At 70.5% G+C, this 21,650-nt stretch carries 12 protein-coding genes; 7 read left to right on the top strand and 5 right to left on the bottom strand.

Annotated features, from left to right (window positions below; all coding sequences use genetic code 11):
- Positions 1 to 114: 114 nt before the first annotated feature.
- Together MDN94_RS26700 and MDN94_RS26695 are read left to right on the top strand one after the other, a co-directional pair.
- A complete protein-coding gene (locus tag MDN94_RS26700; RefSeq protein WP_482728450.1) occupies positions 115 to 3,081 on the top strand; it encodes a helicase-related protein in 2,967 nt (988 codons plus the stop codon).
- Positions 3,078 to 7,247, top strand: coding sequence for an Eco57I restriction-modification methylase domain-containing protein (locus MDN94_RS26695; RefSeq protein WP_482728449.1), 4,170 nt, complete (start codon positions 3,078 to 3,080; stop codon positions 7,245 to 7,247). The genes MDN94_RS26700 and MDN94_RS26695 overlap by 4 nt, the downstream gene beginning before the upstream one ends.
- A 24-nt stretch (positions 7,248 to 7,271) precedes the next feature.
- On the opposite strand, the gene MDN94_RS26690 is transcribed toward MDN94_RS26695, so the two are convergent.
- Positions 7,272 to 7,472: a DUF397 domain-containing protein gene (locus tag MDN94_RS26690; RefSeq protein ID WP_482728448.1), complete on the bottom strand. Its 201-nt coding sequence runs from the start codon at positions 7,470 to 7,472 to the stop codon at positions 7,272 to 7,274.
- Positions 7,469 to 8,344 carry a helix-turn-helix domain-containing protein gene (locus tag MDN94_RS26685; RefSeq protein ID WP_482728447.1) on the bottom strand — a complete coding sequence of 292 codons (876 nt, stop codon included), beginning with the start codon at positions 8,342 to 8,344 and terminating at the stop codon, positions 7,469 to 7,471. The genes MDN94_RS26690 and MDN94_RS26685 overlap by 4 nt, the downstream gene beginning before the upstream one ends.
- Positions 8,345 to 8,507: 163 nt before the next feature.
- Here MDN94_RS26685 and MDN94_RS26680 point away from each other — a divergent pair, with 163 nt between their 5' ends.
- From MDN94_RS26680 to MDN94_RS26670, 3 genes are read left to right on the top strand one after another with little or no spacing between them, the layout of a single operon-like run.
- Entirely contained in the window at positions 8,508 to 9,056 is a 549-nt protein-coding gene (locus tag MDN94_RS26680; RefSeq protein WP_482728446.1) for an ATP-binding protein, read from the top strand.
- Positions 9,017 to 10,162: a ParA family protein gene (locus MDN94_RS26675; protein ID WP_482728445.1), complete on the top strand. Its 1,146-nt coding sequence runs from the start codon at positions 9,017 to 9,019 to the stop codon at positions 10,160 to 10,162. The genes MDN94_RS26680 and MDN94_RS26675 overlap by 40 nt, the downstream gene beginning before the upstream one ends.
- Positions 10,159 to 10,707: a hypothetical protein gene (locus MDN94_RS26670; protein WP_482728444.1), complete on the top strand. Its 549-nt coding sequence runs from the start codon at positions 10,159 to 10,161 to the stop codon at positions 10,705 to 10,707. The genes MDN94_RS26675 and MDN94_RS26670 overlap by 4 nt, the downstream gene beginning before the upstream one ends.
- 251 nt (positions 10,708 to 10,958) lie before the next feature.
- Here the strand turns inward: MDN94_RS26670 and MDN94_RS26665 are convergent, their stop codons facing one another.
- Complete coding sequence (locus MDN94_RS26665) at positions 10,959 to 13,562, bottom strand: GmrSD restriction endonuclease domain-containing protein (protein WP_482728443.1); 2,604 nt, start codon at positions 13,560 to 13,562, stop codon at positions 10,959 to 10,961.
- 78 nt (positions 13,563 to 13,640) lie between these two features.
- Positions 13,641 to 14,339: a hypothetical protein gene (locus MDN94_RS26660; RefSeq protein ID WP_482728442.1), complete on the bottom strand. Its 699-nt coding sequence runs from the start codon at positions 14,337 to 14,339 to the stop codon at positions 13,641 to 13,643.
- A gap of 128 nt (positions 14,340 to 14,467) precedes the next feature.
- On the opposite strand from MDN94_RS26660, the gene MDN94_RS26655 reads away from it, so the two are divergent.
- Positions 14,468 to 16,624 (top strand): UvrD-helicase domain-containing protein, encoded by a 2,157-nt coding sequence (locus tag MDN94_RS26655; RefSeq protein WP_482728441.1) that lies wholly within the window; start codon positions 14,468 to 14,470, stop codon positions 16,622 to 16,624.
- Between the two features lie 26 nt (positions 16,625 to 16,650).
- Here MDN94_RS26655 and MDN94_RS26650 read toward each other — a convergent pair whose 3' ends face one another.
- Complete coding sequence (locus MDN94_RS26650; RefSeq protein WP_482728440.1) at positions 16,651 to 18,411, bottom strand: sigma-70 family RNA polymerase sigma factor; 1,761 nt, start codon at positions 18,409 to 18,411, stop codon at positions 16,651 to 16,653.
- A gap of 202 nt (positions 18,412 to 18,613) precedes the next feature.
- On the opposite strand from MDN94_RS26650, the gene MDN94_RS26645 reads away from it, so the two are divergent.
- Positions 18,614 to 21,604: a hypothetical protein gene (locus MDN94_RS26645; RefSeq protein WP_482728439.1), complete on the top strand. Its 2,991-nt coding sequence runs from the start codon at positions 18,614 to 18,616 to the stop codon at positions 21,602 to 21,604.
- Positions 21,605 to 21,650: the final 46 nt, after the last annotated feature.

Genomic DNA, 21,650 nt, shown 5'->3' with positions numbered 1-21,650 from the left:
CCGGGCGGACTGCTTCGGTCCGCCCCGGTCCCACGGCCTGCACGCGCTCCGCCCGGCCACCGCCCCGGCCGACCCGCCCGAACGACCCCTACCGCCCCGACCCGGAAGGCCCGCATGACCACCGCCGCCCAGCCGACCCGGCAGTACGCCGTCGGCTCCCTCGTCCATGCCCGGGGCCGTGAGTGGGTCGTGCTGCCCGACTCCACACCCGAGCTGCTGGTCCTGCGCCCGCTCGGCGGCGCCGACGACGACATCGCGGGCGTCCTGCCCGGCCTGGAGACCGTCGTCCCCGCCACCTTCGCCCCGCCCACCCCCTCCGACCTCGGCGACCAGCAGGCCGCCGGGCTGCTGCGCACCGCCCTGCGCATCGGCTTCCGCTCCGGCGCGGGCCCCTTCCGGTCGCTCGCCTCGATCGCCGTCGACCCCCGCCCCTACCAGCTGGTCCCGCTGTTGATGGCGCTGCGTCAGGACACCGTCCGGCTGCTGATCGCCGACGACGTCGGTATCGGCAAGACCGTGGAGGCCGGGCTGATCGCCGCCGAGCTGCTGGCGCAGGGCGACGCCCGAGGGCTGGTCGTGCTGTGCTCGCCCGCCCTGGCCGAGCAGTGGCGGGCCGAGCTGTACGGCAAGTTCGGCGTCGACGCCCGTCTCGTGCTGCCGTCCACGATCGGCCGTCTGGAGCGTGAGACCCCGTACGGCCAGTCGGTGTTCCGCCCGGACGGCGCGTACGTCGTCTCCACCGACTTCATCAAGTCCCCCCGCCACCGCGAGGACTTCCTGCGCCACTGCCCCGACCTGGTGATCGTCGACGAGGCGCACTCCTGCGTCTCCGACACCACGGTCGGCGCGTCCGCCCGCTCCTCCCAGCAGCGGTACGCGCTGCTGCGCGCCCTCGCCGACCGGACCGACCGCCACCTCCTGCTGGTCACGGCCACCCCGCACAGCGGCAAGGAGGAGCCCTTCCGCCGCCTGATCGGCCTGCTCGACGACCGCCTGGCTGCCATCCCCCTCGACACCGACGCGGGCCGCAAGCTGCTCGCCGAGTTCTTCGTGCAGCGCCGCCGCGCCGACATCCGCGAGGATTTCCAGGACGGCGCGCACTTCCCGTCCTCCCGGGACACCGCCGAGACCGCCTACACCCTGCACCGCGAGAACAAGAAGCTCCTCGACGAGGTCCTGTCGTACGCCCGCGAGACCGTACGCGCGGCCGACGGCGCCCTCCAGCAGCGCCAGCGCTGGTGGTCCACCCTCGCCCTGCTGCGCACCCTGTCCTCCTCCCCGGCCGCCGCCGTGCAGTCCCTGAACACGCGCGCCGGCGTCGAGGAGGCGGATACCCCCGCCGAGGCGGACCGCACCGGGGAGCGCACCGTCTCCGACCCGGCCGACAGCGAGACCCCCGAGTCCGCGGACGCTGTACCGGGCACCCGCCTGCCCACGGCCACCGGCACCGAGGCCACCAGCACCGACGTCGACGCCGAGGCCGACGACGAGGAGAAGGCCCGCCTGGTCGCCATGGCCGAAGCGGCCAAGAAGCTCTACGGCCCGACCCGCGACGCCAAGCTGAAGAAGCTGATCACCACCGTCTCCGACCTCCTCGACCAGGGCTACCGCCCCATCGTCTTCTGCCGCTATATCGCGACCGCCGACTACGTGGCCGACCACCTCAAGAAAATCCTCAACAAGAAGGGCACCGAACACCCGGTCGCGGTCGCCTCCGTCACCGGCGAACTCTCGCCCGACCAGCGTGTCACCCGCATCGCCGAGCTGACCGGCACCGACGAGGAGGGCAACCCCGCGCCCGAGCGCCGCGTCCTGGTCGCCACCGACTGCCTCTCCGAGGGCGTCAACCTCCAGGAGTCCTTCGACGCTGTCCTCCACTACGACCTCGCCTGGAACCCGACCCGCCACGAGCAGCGCGAGGGCCGCGTGGACCGCTTCGGCCAGCGCACCGACGTCGTCAAGGCGCTCACCCTGTACGGCGCCGACAACCCCGTCGACGGCATTGTCCTCAACGTTCTGCTCCGCAAGCACGAACGCATCCGCCGCGTCACCGGCATCTCCGTGCCCGTGCCGAAGGAGTCCGAGAGCGCCATGCAGGCCGTCTTCGAGGGACTGATCCTGCGCGGTGAGCGGTCGCCGTACGAGCAGGAGGGGCTGTTCGCGCAGGAGGAGGTGGCCGAGCAGCTGGAGATCGCCTGGCAGTCCTCCGCTGACCGGGAGAAGCGCCACCGCTCCCGCTACGCCCAGCTCACCATCAAGAAGGACGAGGTGGCTGCCGAGGTCGACGAGGTCCGTGCCGCGCTGGGCACCGGCGAGGAGGTGCGGGACTTCACCCGCCGCGCCCTGGGCGCCCTGCGCGGTATGCCCGCTCCCACGAAGCAGGGCGGCTTCACCGCGCACACCGACGCCCTCCCGCAGGGCCTGCGGGACACCATCGCGCACGCGCTCGGCCCCCGCCACCCCCGCCCGGTCGTCTTCCACGACTCCCCCAGCGCTCCGCGCGGCGAGGCCGCCCTCACCCGCACCGACCCGGTGGTCGCCGCCGTCGCCCGCTTCGTCCTCGACGCGGCCCTCGACGACGCCGGCAAGGTCCCCGAGTGGCAGCGCCCGGCCCGCCGCTGCGGAGTCGTCCGTACGAAGGCCGTGGAGCGGAACACCACGCTCCTGCTGGTGCGCCACCGCTTCCAGCTGAACCTGCCCGCGCGCGACGGCTCGGTGCGCGAGCAGCTCGCCGAGGACGCCCGCGTGGTCGCCTACCGAGGCCGGCCCGACGCACCCGAGTGGCTGCCGGAGAAAGAGGCCGTGGCCCTCCTCGAAGCCCGCGCCACACAGAACACCGACCCCAGGTTTGCCACCGAGCACATCGCCGAGATCCTGGCCGCCCTGCCCGCGATCATGCCCGAACTGCGGGACCAGTCGGCCGAGTTGGGCCGCACCCTGGAGGCCTCGCACCGCAGGGTCCGCACCGCCTCCCGCGCCCGCCTCGCGGGCCTGAAGGTCGTCCCCCAGGGCGACCCGGACATCCTGGGCGTGTACCACTACCGCCCGGCCCCGACGTTCCCCCAGGGAGTGGGCGCATGAGTACCGCCAGGACCCTCGTCACCGACTCCGTCGCCACCGTCGGCGGCCTCCTGCCCTACGACCTCCTGGTCCGGATCAAGGAGGGCAAGGAGCAGACCGGCTCCAAGCCCGCCGACTACCGCCTGTACGCCAGGGGCGACTCGGTACGGGACGCCGCCGAACGCTCCTGGGGCTATCTGCGCGGCGTGTGGGCCTCCTACCAGGACGCCCTGGCCCGCGACGGCGCCGACGCCGACCCCGGCGTGCACGCGGTCGGCGTCACCACCGAACGCTGGCTGCTGCCCCTCTTCGAGCAGTTCGGCTTCGGTGCCCTCACCCCAGTCCCCGCGCCCGGCCTGCCCTCCCACGACGCCGAGAAGGACTTCGAGGTCAGCCACCACTGGGCGCACGTCCCCGTCCACCTCACCGGCTGGAACGTCCCCCTCGACACGCGCACCACCGAACTGGCCAAGCAGGCCCCGCAGTCGATGGTGCAGGAGTACCTCAACCGCTCGGCGGACTCCACCCTCTGGGGCGTCCTCTCCAACGGCCGCCAGCTGCGCCTGCTGCGCGAGTCCGCCTCCCTCACCGGCGCCGCCTTCATCGAGTTCGACCTCCAGGCGATCTTCGACGGCGACCGCTCCGACGACTTCGTCCTCCTGTGGCGGCTGCTGCACCGCACCCGCTTCGAGCCCCGCGCCGAGGGCGAGCCGGCCGCGACCTGCCCGCTGGAGAAGTGGCGCACCGAGGCCATCGACAGCGGCACCCGCGCGCTGAAGGAACTCCGCAAGGGCGTCGAGAAGGCCCTGACCGTGATCGGTACGGGCCTCATCGCCCACCCCGACAACGCCGACCTGCGCGACGCCCTGCGCACCACCCGCGACAAGAACGTCCGCGACGACCTCCACCCGGCCCTGCTGCGCCTCGCCTACCGCCTGCTGTTCCTCTTCGTCACCGAGGACCGCGACCTGCTCCTGCACCCCGACGCCACCGAGCAGGCCCGCGAGACGTACGAGAAGTACTTCTCCACGGCCCGCCTGCGCCGCGTCGCCCGCCGCACCGGCACCCTCCACGGCGACCAGTGGCAGGCGTTGCGGCTGGTCATCGAGGGCCTCGGCACCCCCGGCGGCCGCCCCGAACTCGGACTCCCGGCGCTGGGCGGCCTGTTCGAGCCCACCGCCACGGACGCGATCCTGGACGGCCTCAGCCTGTCCAACCAGTCCCTGTACGAGGCCGTACGCGCCCTGTCCGAGGTGTACGACGCCAAGCTGGGCCGCCCCCGCAAGGTCGACTACCGCCACCTCGGCGCCGACGAGCTCGGCTCGGTCTACGAGTCCCTGCTCGAACTGGAGCCGCGCCTCGGCGAGGGCAACGAGTACGTCCTGGCCAAGCTGGACGGCAACGACCGCAAGACCTCCGGCTCCTACTACACCCCGTCCCCCCTCATCGACTGCCTCCTCGACTCCACCCTCGACCCGGTCATCGACCAGGCCGTCAAGTCCGGTACGACGCGGAAGGAGCGCGAGGACGCCCTGCTCGCCCTGACGGTGTGCGACCCCGCCTGCGGCTCCGGCCACTTCCTGGTCGCCGCGGCCCGCCGTATCGCCCGCCGCCTCGCCGAGATCCGCACGGACGACCCCGAGCCGAGCGCCGAGGACGTACGGCACGCGCTGCGGGACGTCATCGCGCGGTGCGTGTACGGCGTCGACCTCAACGAGATGGCCGTGGAGCTGGCCAAGGTGTCGTTGTGGATCGAGGCGATGAGGCCGGGCCGTCCGCTCACGTTCCTCGACGCCCACATCAAGCACGGCAACGGGCTGCTGGGCACCACGCCAAAGCTGCTGGCCGAGGGCCTGCCCGACGACGCGTTCAAGCCGCTGGAGGGCGACGAGCCGAAGCACGTCACCGATCTGAGGAAGCGCAACGCGGCGGAGCGGATGTCGTGGAAGATCGCGCTGCGCCACGGGGCGAACCAGGACGCCCTGTTCGCGGAGGAGGAGGTGCTGGCCGAGTCCAACGCGGAGTTCGGTGAGACGGTCTCGGCGATCACGGGGACGGACTCGCAGGAACTGGAGGACGTCCGGAACCAGGCCAAGGCGTATCGGGAGCTGACCACCTCCCCGGACTACATCCGGGCACTGGAGCTGGCCGACGCGTGGTGCGCGGCGTTCGTCTGGAAGAAGACGAAGACGGCGACGCCGCCCGCGCTGACGACGAAGTCGCTGCTGACCCTGCACTCCGAGGACGGCGGCGCGAGCCTGCCGCGCGGGACGGTGGAAGAGGTCGTGCGGCTGCGGGAGGAGTATCACTTCTTCCACTGGCACCTGGAGTTCCCGGAGGTGTTCCGGGTCCCGGCGGATGCGAAGGCGCCAGGGGTGGACGAGCGGACCGGGTGGAAGGGCGGGTTCAGTTGTGTGCTGGGGAATCCGCCGTGGGAGCGGGTCAAGCTCCAGGAGCAGGAGTTCTTCGCCACCCGTGACGAGAAGATCGCGAACGCCGCGAACAAGGCGGCCCGCGAGCGCATGATCGACGCGCTGGCCGAGAGCGAGGAGGAGACGGACCGCACGCTGCACACCGAGTTCATCGATGCCCGCCGCCTCTCCGAGGGCATCAGCCATCTGCTGCGCGACTCGGGCCGCTTCCCGCTGGCCGGACGCGGCGACGTCAACACGTACGCCGTCTTCGCCGAGGCCGCCTCCTTGGGCATCGCGCCGACGGGGCGGCTGGGCCTGGTCCTGCCGACCGGCATCGCCACCGACGCGACGACGGCGCCGTTTTTCTCGGACCTGGTGCGTACGGCCCGCCTCGCGTCGTTCCTGGACTTCGAGAACGAGGCGTTCATCCTCAGCCGGGACGTGCACCACTCGGTGCGTTTCTCCCTGTTCACCGTCACCGGCGTCGGCGCGCGCGTCGACGAGGCGTCCTTCGCCTTCGGTACCCGGTACATGGAGGACCTGGACGGCCGGCGGTTCGCCATGCCCCCGGAGGAGATCCTGCTGGTCAACCCCAATACGGGCACACTTCCGGTGTTCCGCACCCGTCGGGACGCCGAGATCACCCTCGGGATCTACCGCCGGGTCCCGGTGCTGATGAAGGAGCCGGACGAGAACGGCTGGGGCGGGACCAACCCGTGGGGTCTGACGTTCATGCGCATGTTCGACATGTCCAACGACTCCCACCTGTTCGAGGGCAAACAGGAATTGGCGGACGAGGGCTGGCAGTTGACCGGCAACGTCTTCACGCGCATCGACGAAGAGGGGAAGACGCGCCGCTATCTCCCGCTGTACGAGGCGAAGATGCTCCACCACTTCGACCACCGCCTCGGCACGTACGAGGGCCAAACCCAGGCCCAGGCCAACGTCGGCACCCTCCCGCGCGTGACGCCGGAACAGCACGACGATCCCGACTTCGCTCCGATGCCCCGGTACTGGGTGCCGGCGCAGGATGTGGACTCCGGCAAGCGGGACAAGAAGGGCAACCGGATCATGTGGGCGGGGGTGGAGACGCGGCTGGCGGAGCGGGATTGGTACAGCCCTTGGTTGATGGGCTTCCGTAAGATCTGCCGGTCCACCGACCGCCGGACTGTGCTCTCGTTCCTTTTCCCGGCGGTGGGACTTGGCGACTCGGCGAACCTAATGTTGCCGACGGCCGAGGGCCACGCTGCTGCTCTCTACGCCAACACCACATCGTTCGTACTGGACTACGTGCTGCGGCAGAAGCTCGCCGGGACCAACCTGAACTTCTTCCAGTTTCAGCAGCTCGCCCTCTTGCCTCCGAGCGCATACGAAGAGACTGCCCCGGATGGCGCCGGGTCGGTTGGCGACTGGCTTGACCAGCGCGTGTTGGAGCTCACCTACACGGCGACCGACATGGCGCCGCTGGCGCGTGCCCTCGGAGACCAGGGCGCACCGTTCCAATGGGGTGAAGGGCGCCGTGAGCTCCTGCGCGCCGAAGTGGACGCTGCCTTCTTCCACCTCTACGGGGTCAGCCGGGCGGACGTGGAATACATCATGGACACCTTCCCCGTGGTCAGGCGCGAGGACGAGGCCGCCCACGGCGGCGCCTACCGCACCAAGGACCTCATCCTCGACATCTACGACCGAATGGAGGAGGCCCGGGTGACCGGCGACGAGTACCGAACGGTGCTGGACCCGCCGCCGGGCAAGGGCCCGCGCCACGAAGCCTGAGTACCGCCACCTCGGGCACGTCGGTCAGAACCCGTCCCGCCCGAGGTCCGTGACGAACCCGGCCCACGCGCCCCGCGTGAACGCGAGCTGCGGGCCGCCCCGTTCTTTGGAGTCCCGTACGCGGACGGCGGCCATGTCGGCGGCAACCTCGACGCACGCACCCCCTTCGCCGCTGCTGTAGCTGCTCTTGAACCAGTCCAGCCGTGTGGGCTGTTCGGCGTTCATCGGTCTCCCAGCATCTTCTCGATCAGGGTCAGTGACTCTTCTGGCGTGAGCGCCTGCGCCCTGATGCTGCCGTAGCGTGCGGCAAGGATACGGACCTCGTCCGGGTCGGTGATCAGACGGCTGATGTGCTGCACCTCCAGATAGGCCACCTGTGGCTTACCCTTCGGTGTGAGCATGATGAACGGCCCGCCCAGGCTGGGGTGTTCCTTTCGGTCCATCGGCAGCACCTGGAGTTCGACGCTGCGCAGTCTGCCGAACCTCAGCAGTGCTTCAAGTTGCTCGTAATGAACGTCCCACCCACCGAGCGGGCGGCGCAAGACTGATTCCTCGATGGTGAACGTCGTGAACGGCGGCGGCCAACGCTTGAAGATCTCCTGGCGGTCCAACCGTGCGGCCACGCGCTGTTCGACGGTCTCCTCGTCCAACAGGGGTTGCCGCGTCCGGAACACCACCTGAGCGTGCGCCTTGGTCTGCAAGAGCCCGGGAACGGCGAGCGCGCTGTAGTCGTGGAGCTCAACCGCCTCCGCCTCCAACCGCGCATAATCCCTGAACCACTCCGGATGCCGCACCCTCCTCCGCGCCCGCGCCCGCTCCACATCCTCCGCAGCCGAAGCCAGCAGCCCTCCGCACTCCAGCGACTCATCCACCGCGACCAGCAGTTCAGGCTGAGGCGTCCGACGCCCCCGCTCCACGGACGAGATCGTCTCCTCCCCGTACCCGAGCTGGTCGCCCAGCTCCTTCTGGCTCATCCCGGCCCGTACCCGCGCGACCTTGATCTGCCGCCCGAGCGCCCGGAACAGGTCGGCCACCTCGTCCGTACCGTCCGCCTCACCGCCGGTGGGAACCCCCGAACCGCCCGCCTGTGCCGCCATCCCGCACCACCGCCCACTTCCGTCGCACCAGGGGCGAACCGCCGAACGTCCGGCCAGGTCATGGCCGTACGCCCGGACATCCCGCCCTCCGCCCCGGGACAGTCACCCTCCGTACCGTCCCGCACCCTCCCCACGGTAGAAGCACTCCGTCACTCTCGGTGAGGTGATCCAGCAAACCGTCACCGTCACCGGTGAACCGACCGCCACCACCCACCACTTCCGCGTCACGTTCCCCACCAGCAGACACGGCGCCCACACCGCCCGCCACGCTGCCGAACGCTGGCTCGCCGACCAGCGGGACTGCCCGGAGGCCGCAGTCGGCGGCGAGGACGCGGCCACGGCCTCCCTCCTCATCGCGGAACTCACTGCGAACGCCGCCCTGCACGGCCGCGTACGGGGCCGCCACGCCCGCCTCGCCCTGACCCTCACGTCCGGCACCCTGGGCATCGAGGTCACGGACGCCCGGGGTGACCGCCTGCCCGAACCGGCACCGGGCAGAGACGGCTACGGGGATGGGGACGGCGAGTTGGGGCGCGGCCTGCTCCTCGTCGCCTCGCTTGCCGATGCGAGCCCCACCATCCCGGCGGCAAGACAGTCTGGGCCGAGTGCGGCCGGCGTGAACCCGCGCTCAAGGGGGGCGCGTGAACTCAACTATGCATCCATTCGCAGGAGTTGGGGATTGACGGTGATCGTGAACAGCCTTCACGCTTAACAGGTAATCGTGAAGGCCGTTCACGGGGAGATGTCATGGAAGGCATACCCGAGGCGGATGACCAACTCGTCGGACTGTTCGAAGTGGCGGAGATGGCGGGGGTCGGTCGGACGGTCGTAGCGAATTGGCGCGCCCGTGACAAACACTTCCCCGCTCCCGTCGCGGACCTGCGGAGCGGGCCGGTTTTCCGGGCGAGTCAGATTCAGCGCTACCTCAAGCGGAGGAAGAAGCACATGGCCCCAAAAGCCCATGTCATCTCGACCATCAATCTGAAGGGCGGTGTCGGGAAGACCACCACCACGGCCGGACTCGCGGAGTTCCTCTCCGCGGAGTTCCGCAAGCGGGTCCTGGTGGTCGATCTCGACCCGCAGACCAATCTGACCACGGTCCTGATCGGGGAGGAGAAGTGGGAGGAGCTCAACGACGAGGGGTACACCCTGGCGACCCTGTTCAAGGACGCACTGCGGCCCGAGGACGAGCCTCTCGAGTTCGACCTGGAGAAAACACTCCAGCGCAATGTCTCATCGGTCGATGCGGTGACGAAGGTGGACCTCCTGCCTTCTTCGCTGGACCTCATCGATGTTCAGGACCGCCTGGCGTCCATGCCCAGGGGGCGTTTCCACGCCAACAACCCCACCGATCTCCTGCGCAAGGCGATCCGAAAGATCATTGATGATTATGACTACGTGCTCGTCGATTGCCCTCCCAACCTCGGCATCGTCACTCTGAACGGTCTGCGCATCTCCGAGGGATATATCATCCCGACCATTCCCGATGTCCTGTCCACCTACGGAATCCCTCAGATCCAGCGGCGTGTGCGGGCCTTCGCGGAAGACCTGGGGGAGACCATCAAAGAGATCGGCATCGTCATCACGAAATACAAGGCCAATTCGACGGTCCACTGGAACACCGTCAGGCGACTTCAGGGCGACAAGAAGCTCCCCGCCGTGCTGCCGACCTTCATCCCCGAGAAGAACGACATCGCCGGTTCGGCGGAGTTCGTCGGTCGCGGTACCCTGCGGCAGAAGTACGGCTACCAGGGCGGGTTCGACGCTTTCCGTGGCATGACGCAGGAGTTCATCGAACTGGTCGAGGAGAAGGCGTGACCGAGCAGAGCGACAGTCGGCCCGACGAGAACGGTCTCCTGAATGCCCAGGTGCGGCAGGCCGAAGAAGCCCTGACCAAGCTCGGCGCCTCCGACCCGGAGCTCGCGGCGACGCTCGCACGTGTCCTCGGCGTGGTGGCGTCCGAAGCCGCACGCACGACACGCTTCGCCCGAGCACTTGCCAAGGCGCTGACGCCTCCCGATGCGCAGACCGCACCTCGGCCGGCAGAACGCCCGAGGCGTAGCCGGCGAGCTCCGGGAGTGATCGACCCGTTCGCGGTGTTCGCCGAAACCGGCGAGACGGGACTCCGTTCGAGCCTGAGCGAGCTCGGCCTCGAACAATTGCGGGACATCGTCTCCGAACACGGCATGGACCACGACCGGCTGGCGCTGAAGTGGAAGGACCCTCAACGGGTCATCGACCGCATCGTGGAACGCGTCGAATCGCGGACAGCCAAGGGAGCCGCCTTCCGGGGGCGGCCGGAACAGCCCGCTCTGCGGCACGATGAGGCCGCCGGCCCGGCGGCCGAGGACTCGTCGCCCTGAGGCAACCGGGCGCGATGCGGCAAACGCCTCGCGGCCGCCGCCCATGCCAAGGCCATCCGCATCGAGCGCCGTGTCGAGGACCGGACCATCCTCCTCTTCGACGACCTGTTCACCACCGGCCAGCAGCTGCAGGGCGTCGCCCGCCTGTTACGCGGGCTGAGGTAAGGGCTCTCGTCCTTGCTCGCGCCCCTTGGCGAGGGGCGGACCGCCAGGGGGGCACTGTTCGACTCGTGACGATCAACCTGGGCCCCTCAGTCCGTGCCCCAACTCTCCCAGCGGTCCCGGAACCACGTCAGAGTCTCGACGAGCAGCTCACGGTTGCGGTCCTTCTCCAGCACGGACAACTGGAAGCTGGGGTCCGGCCCCGGCTTTCTCTCCTGGAGGTCGACACCTTCAAGTTCGTTCAGGCGCCTGAGAAATTCGGCACGCAGGGCGTGGTCGGTGAAAGGCTCATGTACGGCCAGAGCCTGGAAGGCGACGTGCGCCGAGCCGGCCCACCCACTGCCCGGCATGAGGCTCATCGGCGAGGTCCAGCGGTTCGGGGCGATCGTTTCATCCAGTGTGAGGAACGCGCTGCTCATGGTGTCGTTTCCTACCCATTGGATTGAGCCGCCGAGTTCCTCCCAGTGGGCGAAGAGCGCGCGCACCGCATCCACGGTCTCGGGGGAGTCGTGCGCCGCGAGCCGCCGGAAGAACCGCCTCTCGTCGGAGTTCTCCGCCACGAGCTGAGCGTAGAACTGGTCGGCGCGCGTCTCCTCACCCTGACTCTCCGGGGCGCGCTGCGCAGCGTCCTCCTCGCCGTCGGCTTCCCCGACCAGCGAGGCAAGCTCGTCGGCGGAGAGACGCTGCGCCGGATCGGCGGCCCCGTTGGCCGTGAAGCGCACGCCGTCGGCGCTCAGCCGGGCGCGGACGTCTCCTCCCGCGTCCTGAGGCGTCCAGCGGAAGCCGTCGGAGACCTTGCCCTCGGCAGTGAGCACCCGGTACGCGTTGGCCACCCCCGGCGTATTGGCCAGATGATTGCCCACGGCCTGGGCGCCGGAGCCGATGAACGCCGCGAGATCGCCGTACGACGTCCAGGTGCCGTGGGGGAGCGCGGCGAGCACCTGGTGGGCCAAGTTCCAGTCCCGGCTCCGCTCCGCTCGGCCGACTCCGCGCAGCGGGGCCGGCCACAGCGCGATCGCGCGGTCGGCGAGTTCGTCGGCACGGGCGCGGATCTCGTCCGCGCCCCACCGCTCTGTGGTGGCGATGCGGCGGTTCATCTCCAGGTGGCTGCCCTGAAGCAGGCCCTGCTTGCGCTCGAAGGGGTGATTGGACAACTCCGCGTTGACCGCGGTGAGCGTTAGGTTCCCGAGCGTGTGCTGGAGTCGGGAGTGCAGGTCCTTCGCGCTCTCGCCGTCGACCACGTCCTCGCTCAACATCCGGAGCCACTCGTCGCCTGGCGACTGCGGCATGACGTGCTCGATGGTGAGCTGCGCGGTGGCGAAGTCGACCGGTTCGGGATGCTCGTAGCTCTCCTCCAACCGCTGGAGCACCATCTTGCGCTGGTGCCCGCGGCCGAACTTGTAGAAGGGCGCCGTCCGGACCTTCTCGCGCAGCTCGTCGTCATCGGGCCAGAAGCGGTTCTCGGCGGAGAGGAGCTGGTGCAGCCCGTCGGCGACAGCCACGTCCAGCGGGAGCTGTCCGGGCACTGCCTGGAAGATCCTGTTGAGGTTGTTCGTCGGCACCCGGCACATCATCCGGCGCACCAGGAAGCTCTCGACGTACGACATCGCGCGGGCCGTATCCGTGGAGTCGAGCTCCCCGCTCTCGCGCCGGTCGAGCAGCAGCATCAGCGCGGGATAGGTGACCTGGGCCTGCCAGGTGTCCAGCCGGTGCAGATGGGCGCGGACCGCTTCGTTCGCCTCCTCCTCGGGGTGGAGCAGCCGACGGAAGAGGGCGCCGCGCCGGTACAACTCCCTGATGTACGCCTCGATCTCCGCCTCGCTGACCTCACCCCGCTCGAAGCGCTGCTGCTGAGCCGCGTACAGGTCCTGGCGGCGGACCCGGTCGTCCCCGTCGAGCACCAACTGAAGCCACATGAGCTGTTCCAGCTCGTCGTTGCTCAGACTGTCCTGCAGCGGAAGCCAGTAGGTCTCGTAGATGTGCTCACCGCGGGTGGGCAGCCGCATGAACAGGTAGTTGCGCAGCAGGTCGGCCTGGCTCAGCTTGAGGCCGGTGTTGTTGAGGGACTCGAAGATGCGGTGCACGTTGTCCGCGCGCTCGGCTGTCACCGCCACCAGCGTGAGCCGGGAGGTGATGGCCTCCTCGATGCGGAGCACGTCCTGCGGGGCGGCCGGATCGGCGGCCTCGACGAGCTTGCGGCGGAAGAAGCCGTAGGCGGCGGCGACGGCTCCGCCGGCGGCCTGCTCCGAGAGCGGCCCGCGAACGTATGCCGCGAACTGCGCCCGGTCAGCCTGGGTCGGCAGTAGCCGGAAGCGATCGCTGCCGTTCTTGCGCTTGTTGATGAGGTATTCCTCATCGATGCGCTCGGCCTCGTCCGGCTCGCCGTCCGCTATGTGGTCGCGGATCGCGGCCAGGGCGAGCGACAGCGTGGTCAGCCGCTGCTGACCGTCGACGACGAGCCAGCGGGGGAACGTCGCTTCATTCTGCGGCGACGGCGCGAGCACCACGGACCCCAGGAAGTGTGTGCTCGCCTTCTCCCCGGACTCCAGCAGCTCGGCCTGCTCCAGGATGTCGGTCCACAACTGTCTGAGCTGCTTCTCCGTCCAGGAGTACGTCCGCTGATAGAGCGGCACCTGGAACTGCTGTGCCCTGCCCTGGACGAGATCGGCGAACAGTGTCTCCTTCGCCTGCACGGCGTCCCCCTCGGTGATCGGTCCGGTCGTAGCGCGTGAGAAGGACCTTAGGGCTTCCCGCTGACAGCCAGGGGCGCTTCAGCCCTCGTCCAGGCCCGCACACCACAGCGCGTAGGCCCGGTCCATCTCCTCCAGTGCCGCCCGGGTGAACCGGGCGTCCAGGAAGGCCCGGTCGACGATCCGCTCCGCGAGTGCGACCAGATGCGCCGCGACGTGCTCCACCCGCTCCCCGCGCACCCGGTCCTGAACCCGCTCCAGGCGCTCCTGACGCTCCCACAGGTCGGCGAGGCTCGCGCCCGGCTCCTCCTCGTCGTCGTACACGGACGGCACGCGGGGCAGCAGGTCGGCGGTGAGAGCGGGGACGGAGTCCAGGGCGGCCGGTTCGTCCGGTCCGCCGTTGCCGAGGATGCGGTTGGCGATCGTACGGACGGCCTCGGAGCGTTCGACGCGCGCCGCCTGGGCCCGCAGGGCGCCGAGCAGTGCCGGGACCTCGGCCCGGGCACGGCGCCGCAGGGTCTCCGCGAGAGCGGTCGTCAGGTCCTCGCCCAGGTCCGAGGCGTCGTCCAGTACGTCGTTCGCCGCGCCGACCTCCTCGAAGGCGCGCTGCGCGGTGCGAGCCGCCTCGGTGAGCATGGCGATGTCCTCGGCGGTCGGCTTCACGCCCGCCTGCAGCCGGGCCACGGCCGCGTCCAGAGGGTCACCGGCCAGATCGAAGAGGTCCACGCAGTCGTCTTCCAGGGCGAGTTGGCCGTCCGTATCGGGTTCCAGCAGTGTCATCTCCCCAACAACCCCCGCGCTCGCGATGCCGCTGTGTCGTGCGGCAACTCCTGCGACGCATCATGGAGGTTTTCGTAAACTGAGTCAACAGATAGTCTGTCGGTCGGTGTTGTCGAAGGGTGGGGAACATGCCGCAGATCGCGATCACCAACACGTTCTGGGAGGGCGTCGACCGGCTGGACAAGCCGGCCCGCGCCCGCGTCCACAAGGCGATGGCCAAGTTCCAGCAGCTGACGGTCCCGCAACTCCACGCGGACAAGGGGCTGCACCTGGAGTCGGTGGTCAGTTCGCGTGACCCGCGGATGCGGACCATCCGTGTTGACGACGGCCTGCGCATAGTGCTGCTCGCGCCCGACGACGGCAGCGACCTCTTCGTCTTCGTCCACGTCGTCCCCCACGACAAGGCCTACTCCTGGGCCCGCCGACGGCTCTACACGGTCAACTCCGTGACCCGCTGCCTCGAAGTACGCGACCTGACCGCCATGGAGCAGATCACCCCGCTCTTCGCGCAGGAGGCCGCCGCGGCCCCCCAACTCCTGTTCGCCCCCTGGTCGGACACCGTCCTGCGGCACCTCGGCGTCGACGACGTCACCCTGCGGGCGGCCCGCACCGTCACCAGTAAGGCGCAGCTTGAGGCGTTCGGGTCGCTGATGCCGGAGGACCAGTACGAGGCGCTGTGGCTGCTCGCCGAGGGCCTCGACCCCGACGACATCTACCGGGACCTCGTCGCCGTACGCCAGAAGACGACCGTCGCCGAGAGCGCGGCGAGGGAGGACACCGCCGGGGACGACCTGGCCTCTGCCGTCACCCGCACCCGCAGCCGCATCGCGCTCGTCACCGGCCCCGACGAACTCGCCGACATCCTGACCAAGCCCTTCGCCGCCTGGCGGATCTTCCTCCACCCCACCCAGCGGCGCATCGCCTACCGGCCCGCCTATGCCGGTCCCGCCCAGATCACCGGAGGCCCCGGCACCGGAAAGACGGTCGTCGCCCTGCACCGGGTCAAGCACCTCCTGGACCGGGCACCCGACACGCGCGTCCTCCTCACCACCTACACCGGAGCCCTGGCCCGCTCCCTGCAGAGCAGCCTCGCCCTGCTGCTCGACCACGACCCGGCGCTGCTCGCCCGCGTCGACGTCACCACCATCGACGCCGTCGCCCACCGCGTAGTACGGCAACTGCGCGGCAACCCGGGGACCGCGCTCGGCGACCGGGACGAGCGCACCCGCTGGCAGCGCGTGGCCCGCCGCCTCGAACTGCCCTGGAACGAGGCGTTCCTGTCCCAGGAGTACCGGCACGTGGTCCTCGCCCAGGATTTGCGGAGCGAGGAGGAGTACCTGGCCTGCGAACGGCGTGGACGCGGCAGCGCGCTCGGGCAGACCCAGCGGCGGCGCGTCTGGCAGGCCGTGACCCTGTTCGAGGAGGGCCTGACCCGTGACCGGGCGCACACCTGGCTCCAGGTTTGCGCCGAGGCCACCCGGCTGCTGCGCGACAAGCCGGGTGCGGGACCGTCGTACGACCATGTCGTCGTGGACGAGGCGCAGGACCTGCACCCTGCGCAGTGGCGCCTGCTGCGGGTCCTGGCCCCCGACGGACCCGACGACCTGTTCGTCACCGGCGACCCGCACCAGCGGATCTACGACGCCCGGGTCTCGCTGCGCTCCCTCGGTATCTCCGTCGCGGGACGCAGCGGACGACTGCGCGTCAACTACCGTTCCACCGAGGAGATCCTGCGCTGGGCCCGCGGCCTGCTCGACAGTGAGCCCGTCGCCGACCTGACCGGCGACGCCCACGACACCCTCACCGGATACCGCTCGCTGCTACACGGCGCACAGCCCGTGTGTGAGGGTCACGGGAGTGAGAACGACGAGGCCGACGCCGTCGTGCGCCGAGTGCGCGACTGGATGGACGCCGGCGTCGCGCCCTCGGACATCGCCGTCTGCGCCCGCTTCAACACCCTGGCGGGCAAGCTCGGCGACCGCCTCGCCGCGGCCGGCATCCCCGTGGTGCGGGTGCGGGACGGGGAACCGGAGAGCGCGGTCGGGGTACGGGTGTCGACGCTGCACAGCATGAAGGGCCTGGAGTACCGGTGCGTCGCCGTCGCCGGGGTCACCCGCTCCGCCTTCCCGTTCGCACCGGCCGTCACCCCGGCCGAGGTGGACCGCATCCAACACACCACCGACCTGGCCGCAGAGCGATGCCTGCTGTTCGTCGCCTGCACCCGGGCGCGGGAGGCGCTGTACGTGTCGTACAGCGGGCGGGCCAGTGAGTTCCTCGCGGCGTGATGCCGAGTGTGGGCTCCGGCACCGCCTCAGTCCGGAGCCCCATGGATCTTGTCGACCCCCGTGCGGCGGCGACGCACCGTCGTGATCTCGCGCCCGTCGTGAACCACTCGGAACCACTCGTCCGCCACCAGGACGGTGACGGTTCTCGCGTGCCATTGCAGGCCCACGTGGATCGTCTGATGGCCGACCACGATGAATCCTCCGGGCCGGTAGACCCTTCGGCGCACACAGGGGGCGTCGGAAGCGAAGCCGGTGGGAGGCCCCTCCACGCCGCTGGGATGCCCGTCCATGTCACTCGGTACGGCGCGCGACGGCTCGCGGACCGGACGGGCGGCGCGGATGCGGTTCTCGTCGATCCGCCCCCGCAGCTTGCCCAGGGCCTTGGACTCGATCTGGCGGATCCGCTCCCGGGTGCGGTTCAGCTCAGCCCCGATTGCTTCGAGGGTGAGCTCAGGGCCGTCGTCGAGTCCGAGCCGGAGGGTCATCACCTGGCGCTCTCGTTCGGAGAGGCAGCTGAGCAGATCACGGACTTCTTCCGGAGACAGGTCACCGTAGTAGAAGTCCGGTTCGGTCCAGTGCGGTCCCTGAATGCTCCGGTCCGCTTCCTCGTGCAAGGCGTCGTCACCGATGGACTCGGTCAGGTCTTCCAGGGGGAGTACTCGGCGGACCCGGGCCAGTAGGACCTGCGCCTCGTCGACGGTGACACCCGCGCGGGCGGCCACCGAGGGGAGGGCGTCGGTGGGTGACTCGTGCCCCGACTCCCGTGCCGCCTTCCGCAGCGCGGCCAGGGTTTCGTACGCGTGGACGGGGATCCGTATCGTGCGGCCTTTGTCCGCCAGGGCCCGTGTGATCGCCTGCCGGATCCACGGGACGGCGTACGTCGAGAACCTGTGCCCCTTGAGGTGGTCGAACTTCTCGATGGCGCGCAGCAGACCGAGGTTGCCCTCCTGGATCAGATCCATGAGGTCCACCCCGCGGCCCGTGTACCAGGTGGCCATGCTGATAACCAGCCGGAGGTTCGCCTGGGCGAAGTCCGTGAACGCCAGTTCCCCGAGCCGGACCAGCTGTTCCAGCTCATGCCGCAGCTTAGGAGCGACCTTCCGGCCGGCCTCGTCCAACTTCTCGCGAGCCAGTAGTCCCGCCTCGATGGTCTGGGCCAGTTCCGCCTCCTGTTGCCGGGAGAGCAGCGGGAACCTGCCGATCTCCTTGCGGTAGTGCGTGAAAGAGTCGCCCACGGCCTGACGTGGGGAAGCGTCTTCCTCCGGGGACTCGGCGACGGGCTCGGGGCGGGGGCGGGGCAAAGGCGGCACGGTGAGTGCGGTGGTAGGACCGACGGGCGTTTCGTACGGCTTCTCGGCCCGCAGGGGCGGCCGGGACGCGGAGGGAACGCCGGGACCGAGCGCTCGCACGGTCAACGCGGAAAGGTCCAGCCTGCTGCCCTGCTCCAGCTCAAGGGTGAAGCGCGGTGGTCGGTGTGGTTCCGGCTCCGGCCCCGCCGGAACGCTGCGTTCACCTTGGGTGTCGCTCAACGGCTCGGCCGTCGCGGGAAGCTCTGGCGCGGCCGGGACCGCCGAACCGCCTCCCAGGCCGAACGCGGCCACCGCGGCCGGAGGCAGTGCGACCCCCTCCGCCATCACCCGGCCCAGCACCTCGGCCACCACCGCGGGGTCCACGCCGGCCAGCAGTCCCCGCAAGGCCACCGGGGTCAGGGCTCGCTGTGGCCCCGCGGCAGTTACCAGCGCCTCGCGCAGCACGGCCGGCGTCCCGGCCTCGGTGTCCGTCGTCATCAGCGTGCCCCCATGTGCCGTACTGCGGTGCAACGAGCCTCTGGCATTGCACCACCCACCACTGACAGTCAGTCACGCCCTGGGTGGAACGCGCCGTTCACTTGCGGATTCCCCCTGCTCCTTATGTGAAGGAATGGTAGAACGTACAACGATGGTCGGTCCCGGGCGAGATCGGTACGTCCGAGACGGGGAGGGGCGGGGCATGCTGGTCGATCCCACACAGTTGCTGGACGACTGCGAGCGGGCCTGGCGCGAGGCGGGGGAGCCGTCTGCCGGCGCGGTGGAGTCGGCCGCCGTACGTACCGCGCTCGTCCTGGAAGCGTTGGTGGCGTACCGGCTGCTCGCGGACCACTCCGACCTCCCGCGCGACACGGTCTTCGCACGCTGGCCCGCCTGCGCGGTCCACACCGTGGCGCTGGCCAACGGTCCGGAACTCCCGCGCCTGGTGGCTGAAGCCCGCGCGCGCGTGCTCGCGGCGCGCCCCGACCTGGGGTCACACGGAGCCACCCCGGAGAGCGCCGACGAATGGAGTCGCGCCGCGCAGGAGGCCGCCCGCTCGCTGGGCTGGACATGGCGCGTGCCGACCGCGGCGGACGGTTCGGTCACTCCGTCCCGCGGCGCTACCTCCGCTCCCGAGGTCCGTCTCGGGCCCGGCGCGGGCAGCGTGCTCCTGACCCTGCCCGGCGAGCCGGACGCGGGGGGCTGGCAACTGTCCGCCGACGGTGAGGTGTTCGCAGCCCTGCCGCCCTACTGGGTATTGCCGGGCCCCGTGCGCCGTGTCGAGGCGACAGACCCGACGGGAACCACTCATGTCTCGGCGATCGCGGACCCGGACGACGCCCTCCTGGCCTTCGGCGCCGACGGCCACCGCATCCCCCCGGACGAGCCCCTGCCCGCCGCCGAGATTTGCCTTCTCCACGCCGGCACCCTGCAGACCGAGGGCGCCGACCCCGGCATCGTGGAACTGCCCACCCCGTACGGCTGGAACGGCTGGACGCTGAGCAGGGTGTCACTGACCGGGGTGACGCGGGTGCGGGCCGCCGCCGCGGTTCCGGGAAACTGGCTGGACGTAGCCGCCGGACGGCCGCTCGGGTGGGAGGGCGGTGCGACGCTGCCCTGGATCACGGGCGACGACGGGGCACCCGTGTGGCACCGTCCGCCCGCTCTCCGGCTTCCGCGGCGCGCCGGTGAGCCGGACGCGCGACTCTGGCAGGCCGAAGTGCGCCGCCGCGGCCACGAGAAGCCTCTCGCCCGTCAGACCGGTGCTCCCGGGGCGCTCCTCGATCCCTGGAAGGACGTACCCCGCCCGCTTCTGGGACCGTACCAAATCCTCGTCCACCGCGTCGGTTCCCGGAGCAGCCGCCGACTGGCGGCCTTCCTCGCCGAGGGCATCACGGCCGAACCGACCGCCGAGTGGCGGCTGCTCGCCCCGCACGGAGGCCTGGCCCACGCTCGGCTGACGCTCGGCGCCGGCGGACCGGTCACCGCCTCCGAGCGCGTCGTCGCGTTCTCCCCGTACGAGATCACCAAGGGGCTGGTGCTGGGCGACGGGATCCGTCAGTTCGCCGTCGAGGCGTGCATCCCGCACTCCGAGGTCCGCCTCGAACTCGGCGGCCACCCCCTGACCTGGTCCATCCGGCCGCTCGACATCAACGCGGCTGACCTGGTCGGCGAGAGCGCCCTGACCGTTCGCCTGCCGGAACAGGCGGTGGCGGTGACACCCTTGCTGGCACTGGTCGTCGAAGGGACGACCCTGCTCACGCTGCGTCCAGAACGCCGCACTCGCACGCGCAGAGGAGACCTCCGGTACTCACTGGCGGCCCTGGCGGACACCGTGCGCGACTGCGTGAAAGCCGAGATACGGCTGCTGGTCGCGGGGGAGAGCGTCCATGTCGCGACCGCGCGCACCCAGCCCATCGCGGAAAACGTCGTACCCGACGGCGGCGGACTGCTGCTGCGGGGGCTGCGCCACCCGGGCGAACTGACCGCCCGCCTGCACGCCGTCTTCGCCCCGTGGGAACAGCCGTTGACGGCCACCGTCGACCAGAGCGGCCGTATCCAGCTGCCCGCGGCCTGGCGGTCGCTCGGCCCCCTGATCGTGCACCTGAACGCGGGCGCCCCCACACCCACAGCTCCCGGATGGCCCCGCCTGCGCGATCGCGACACCCTCGTGCTGCGCCGCTCCCCGTGGACCTCCGCCGCCGGCCACGGATCCGGCGCCAGGGTCTCGGAGTACCTGGCTGGGCACGGCGCGCTGCCGCGCGACACCGACGCGATCCCCTACCAGTGGATCGTGGCCGCCCGCGGACGCGACCTGCAGGCGTGCGGAGCCAGAGAGACGGCACCGGCGGAATGCCGCAGCGCCCTCGTGGACGCCGGGCCCACCGCCCTCACGGGAGCGGCCGACAGCGCACTGCGCTCCGGCGAACTCGCCTCCGTGCTCGCGGGCAGCGGTCTCGCCGCCCTGCGGATACGGGAGGTGGCGGACCCTGCCACCGTACGTCGCATCTGGCGGCAGGCTCCTTTGTGTGCGCTGCTGCTCACGGCCCCGTTGCTGCCGTATCTCTCCGGTCACCCCGCTTATGACGTCGGCGAGCTCTACTCGGGGGAGGCGGAACTCCTCGGCGAGGTCGGCCAGTTTCTGGGCGACGCCAGCGCGGCGTTGCTGGCGGGGCAGGCGGATCCGAGCGGCGCGGTCGGCCGGTTCGACGCCCAGACCCGTGCCCTCGACCAGCTCCCCGAACTCCAGCAGCAGGCCGTGTGGCGCAGCGCCCGTGTCGTCCCTCGGGGCCTTCTGGACCCCGACACCCGTGCCGACGCCGCCTGGCAGGCGTTCCGTGCCCGCAAGGACCTCCAGTACCACGCCACGCGTGAGGAGTTCTCCGAAGCACTGGACGCCGTATCGATCTTCCTGGACGACGGACACCCCGACCTGGCCCAGGCCTTCCGCGGACGGGACCCAGGCCGGTTGCACGGGCCGGGCGAAGCCTGGATGCGGTTCCCTCACCTGTCTCTGGGATGCGCGCTGATCGCGAGGCTCGCCGCCGCCGGTGACGCCCGTGCCGCCGGCCTGGAACGGGGACTTCGCCACCTCTGGGCGCCCGTCGCGTCTCACGCACCGGATCTCACCGCCGTCGACATCGCCCTCGCGGAATGCCTGGTCACGGCGGAGGCCGTGCACAGCACCGGCTGACCACCGATTCCCGTCCAGCCCGTACCGCAGCGTTACCGCCCCGCCG

This window comes from Streptomyces sp. WAC00040, from assembly GCF_056835925.1.
This window is presented reverse-complemented; position numbering and strand designations above follow the sequence as displayed.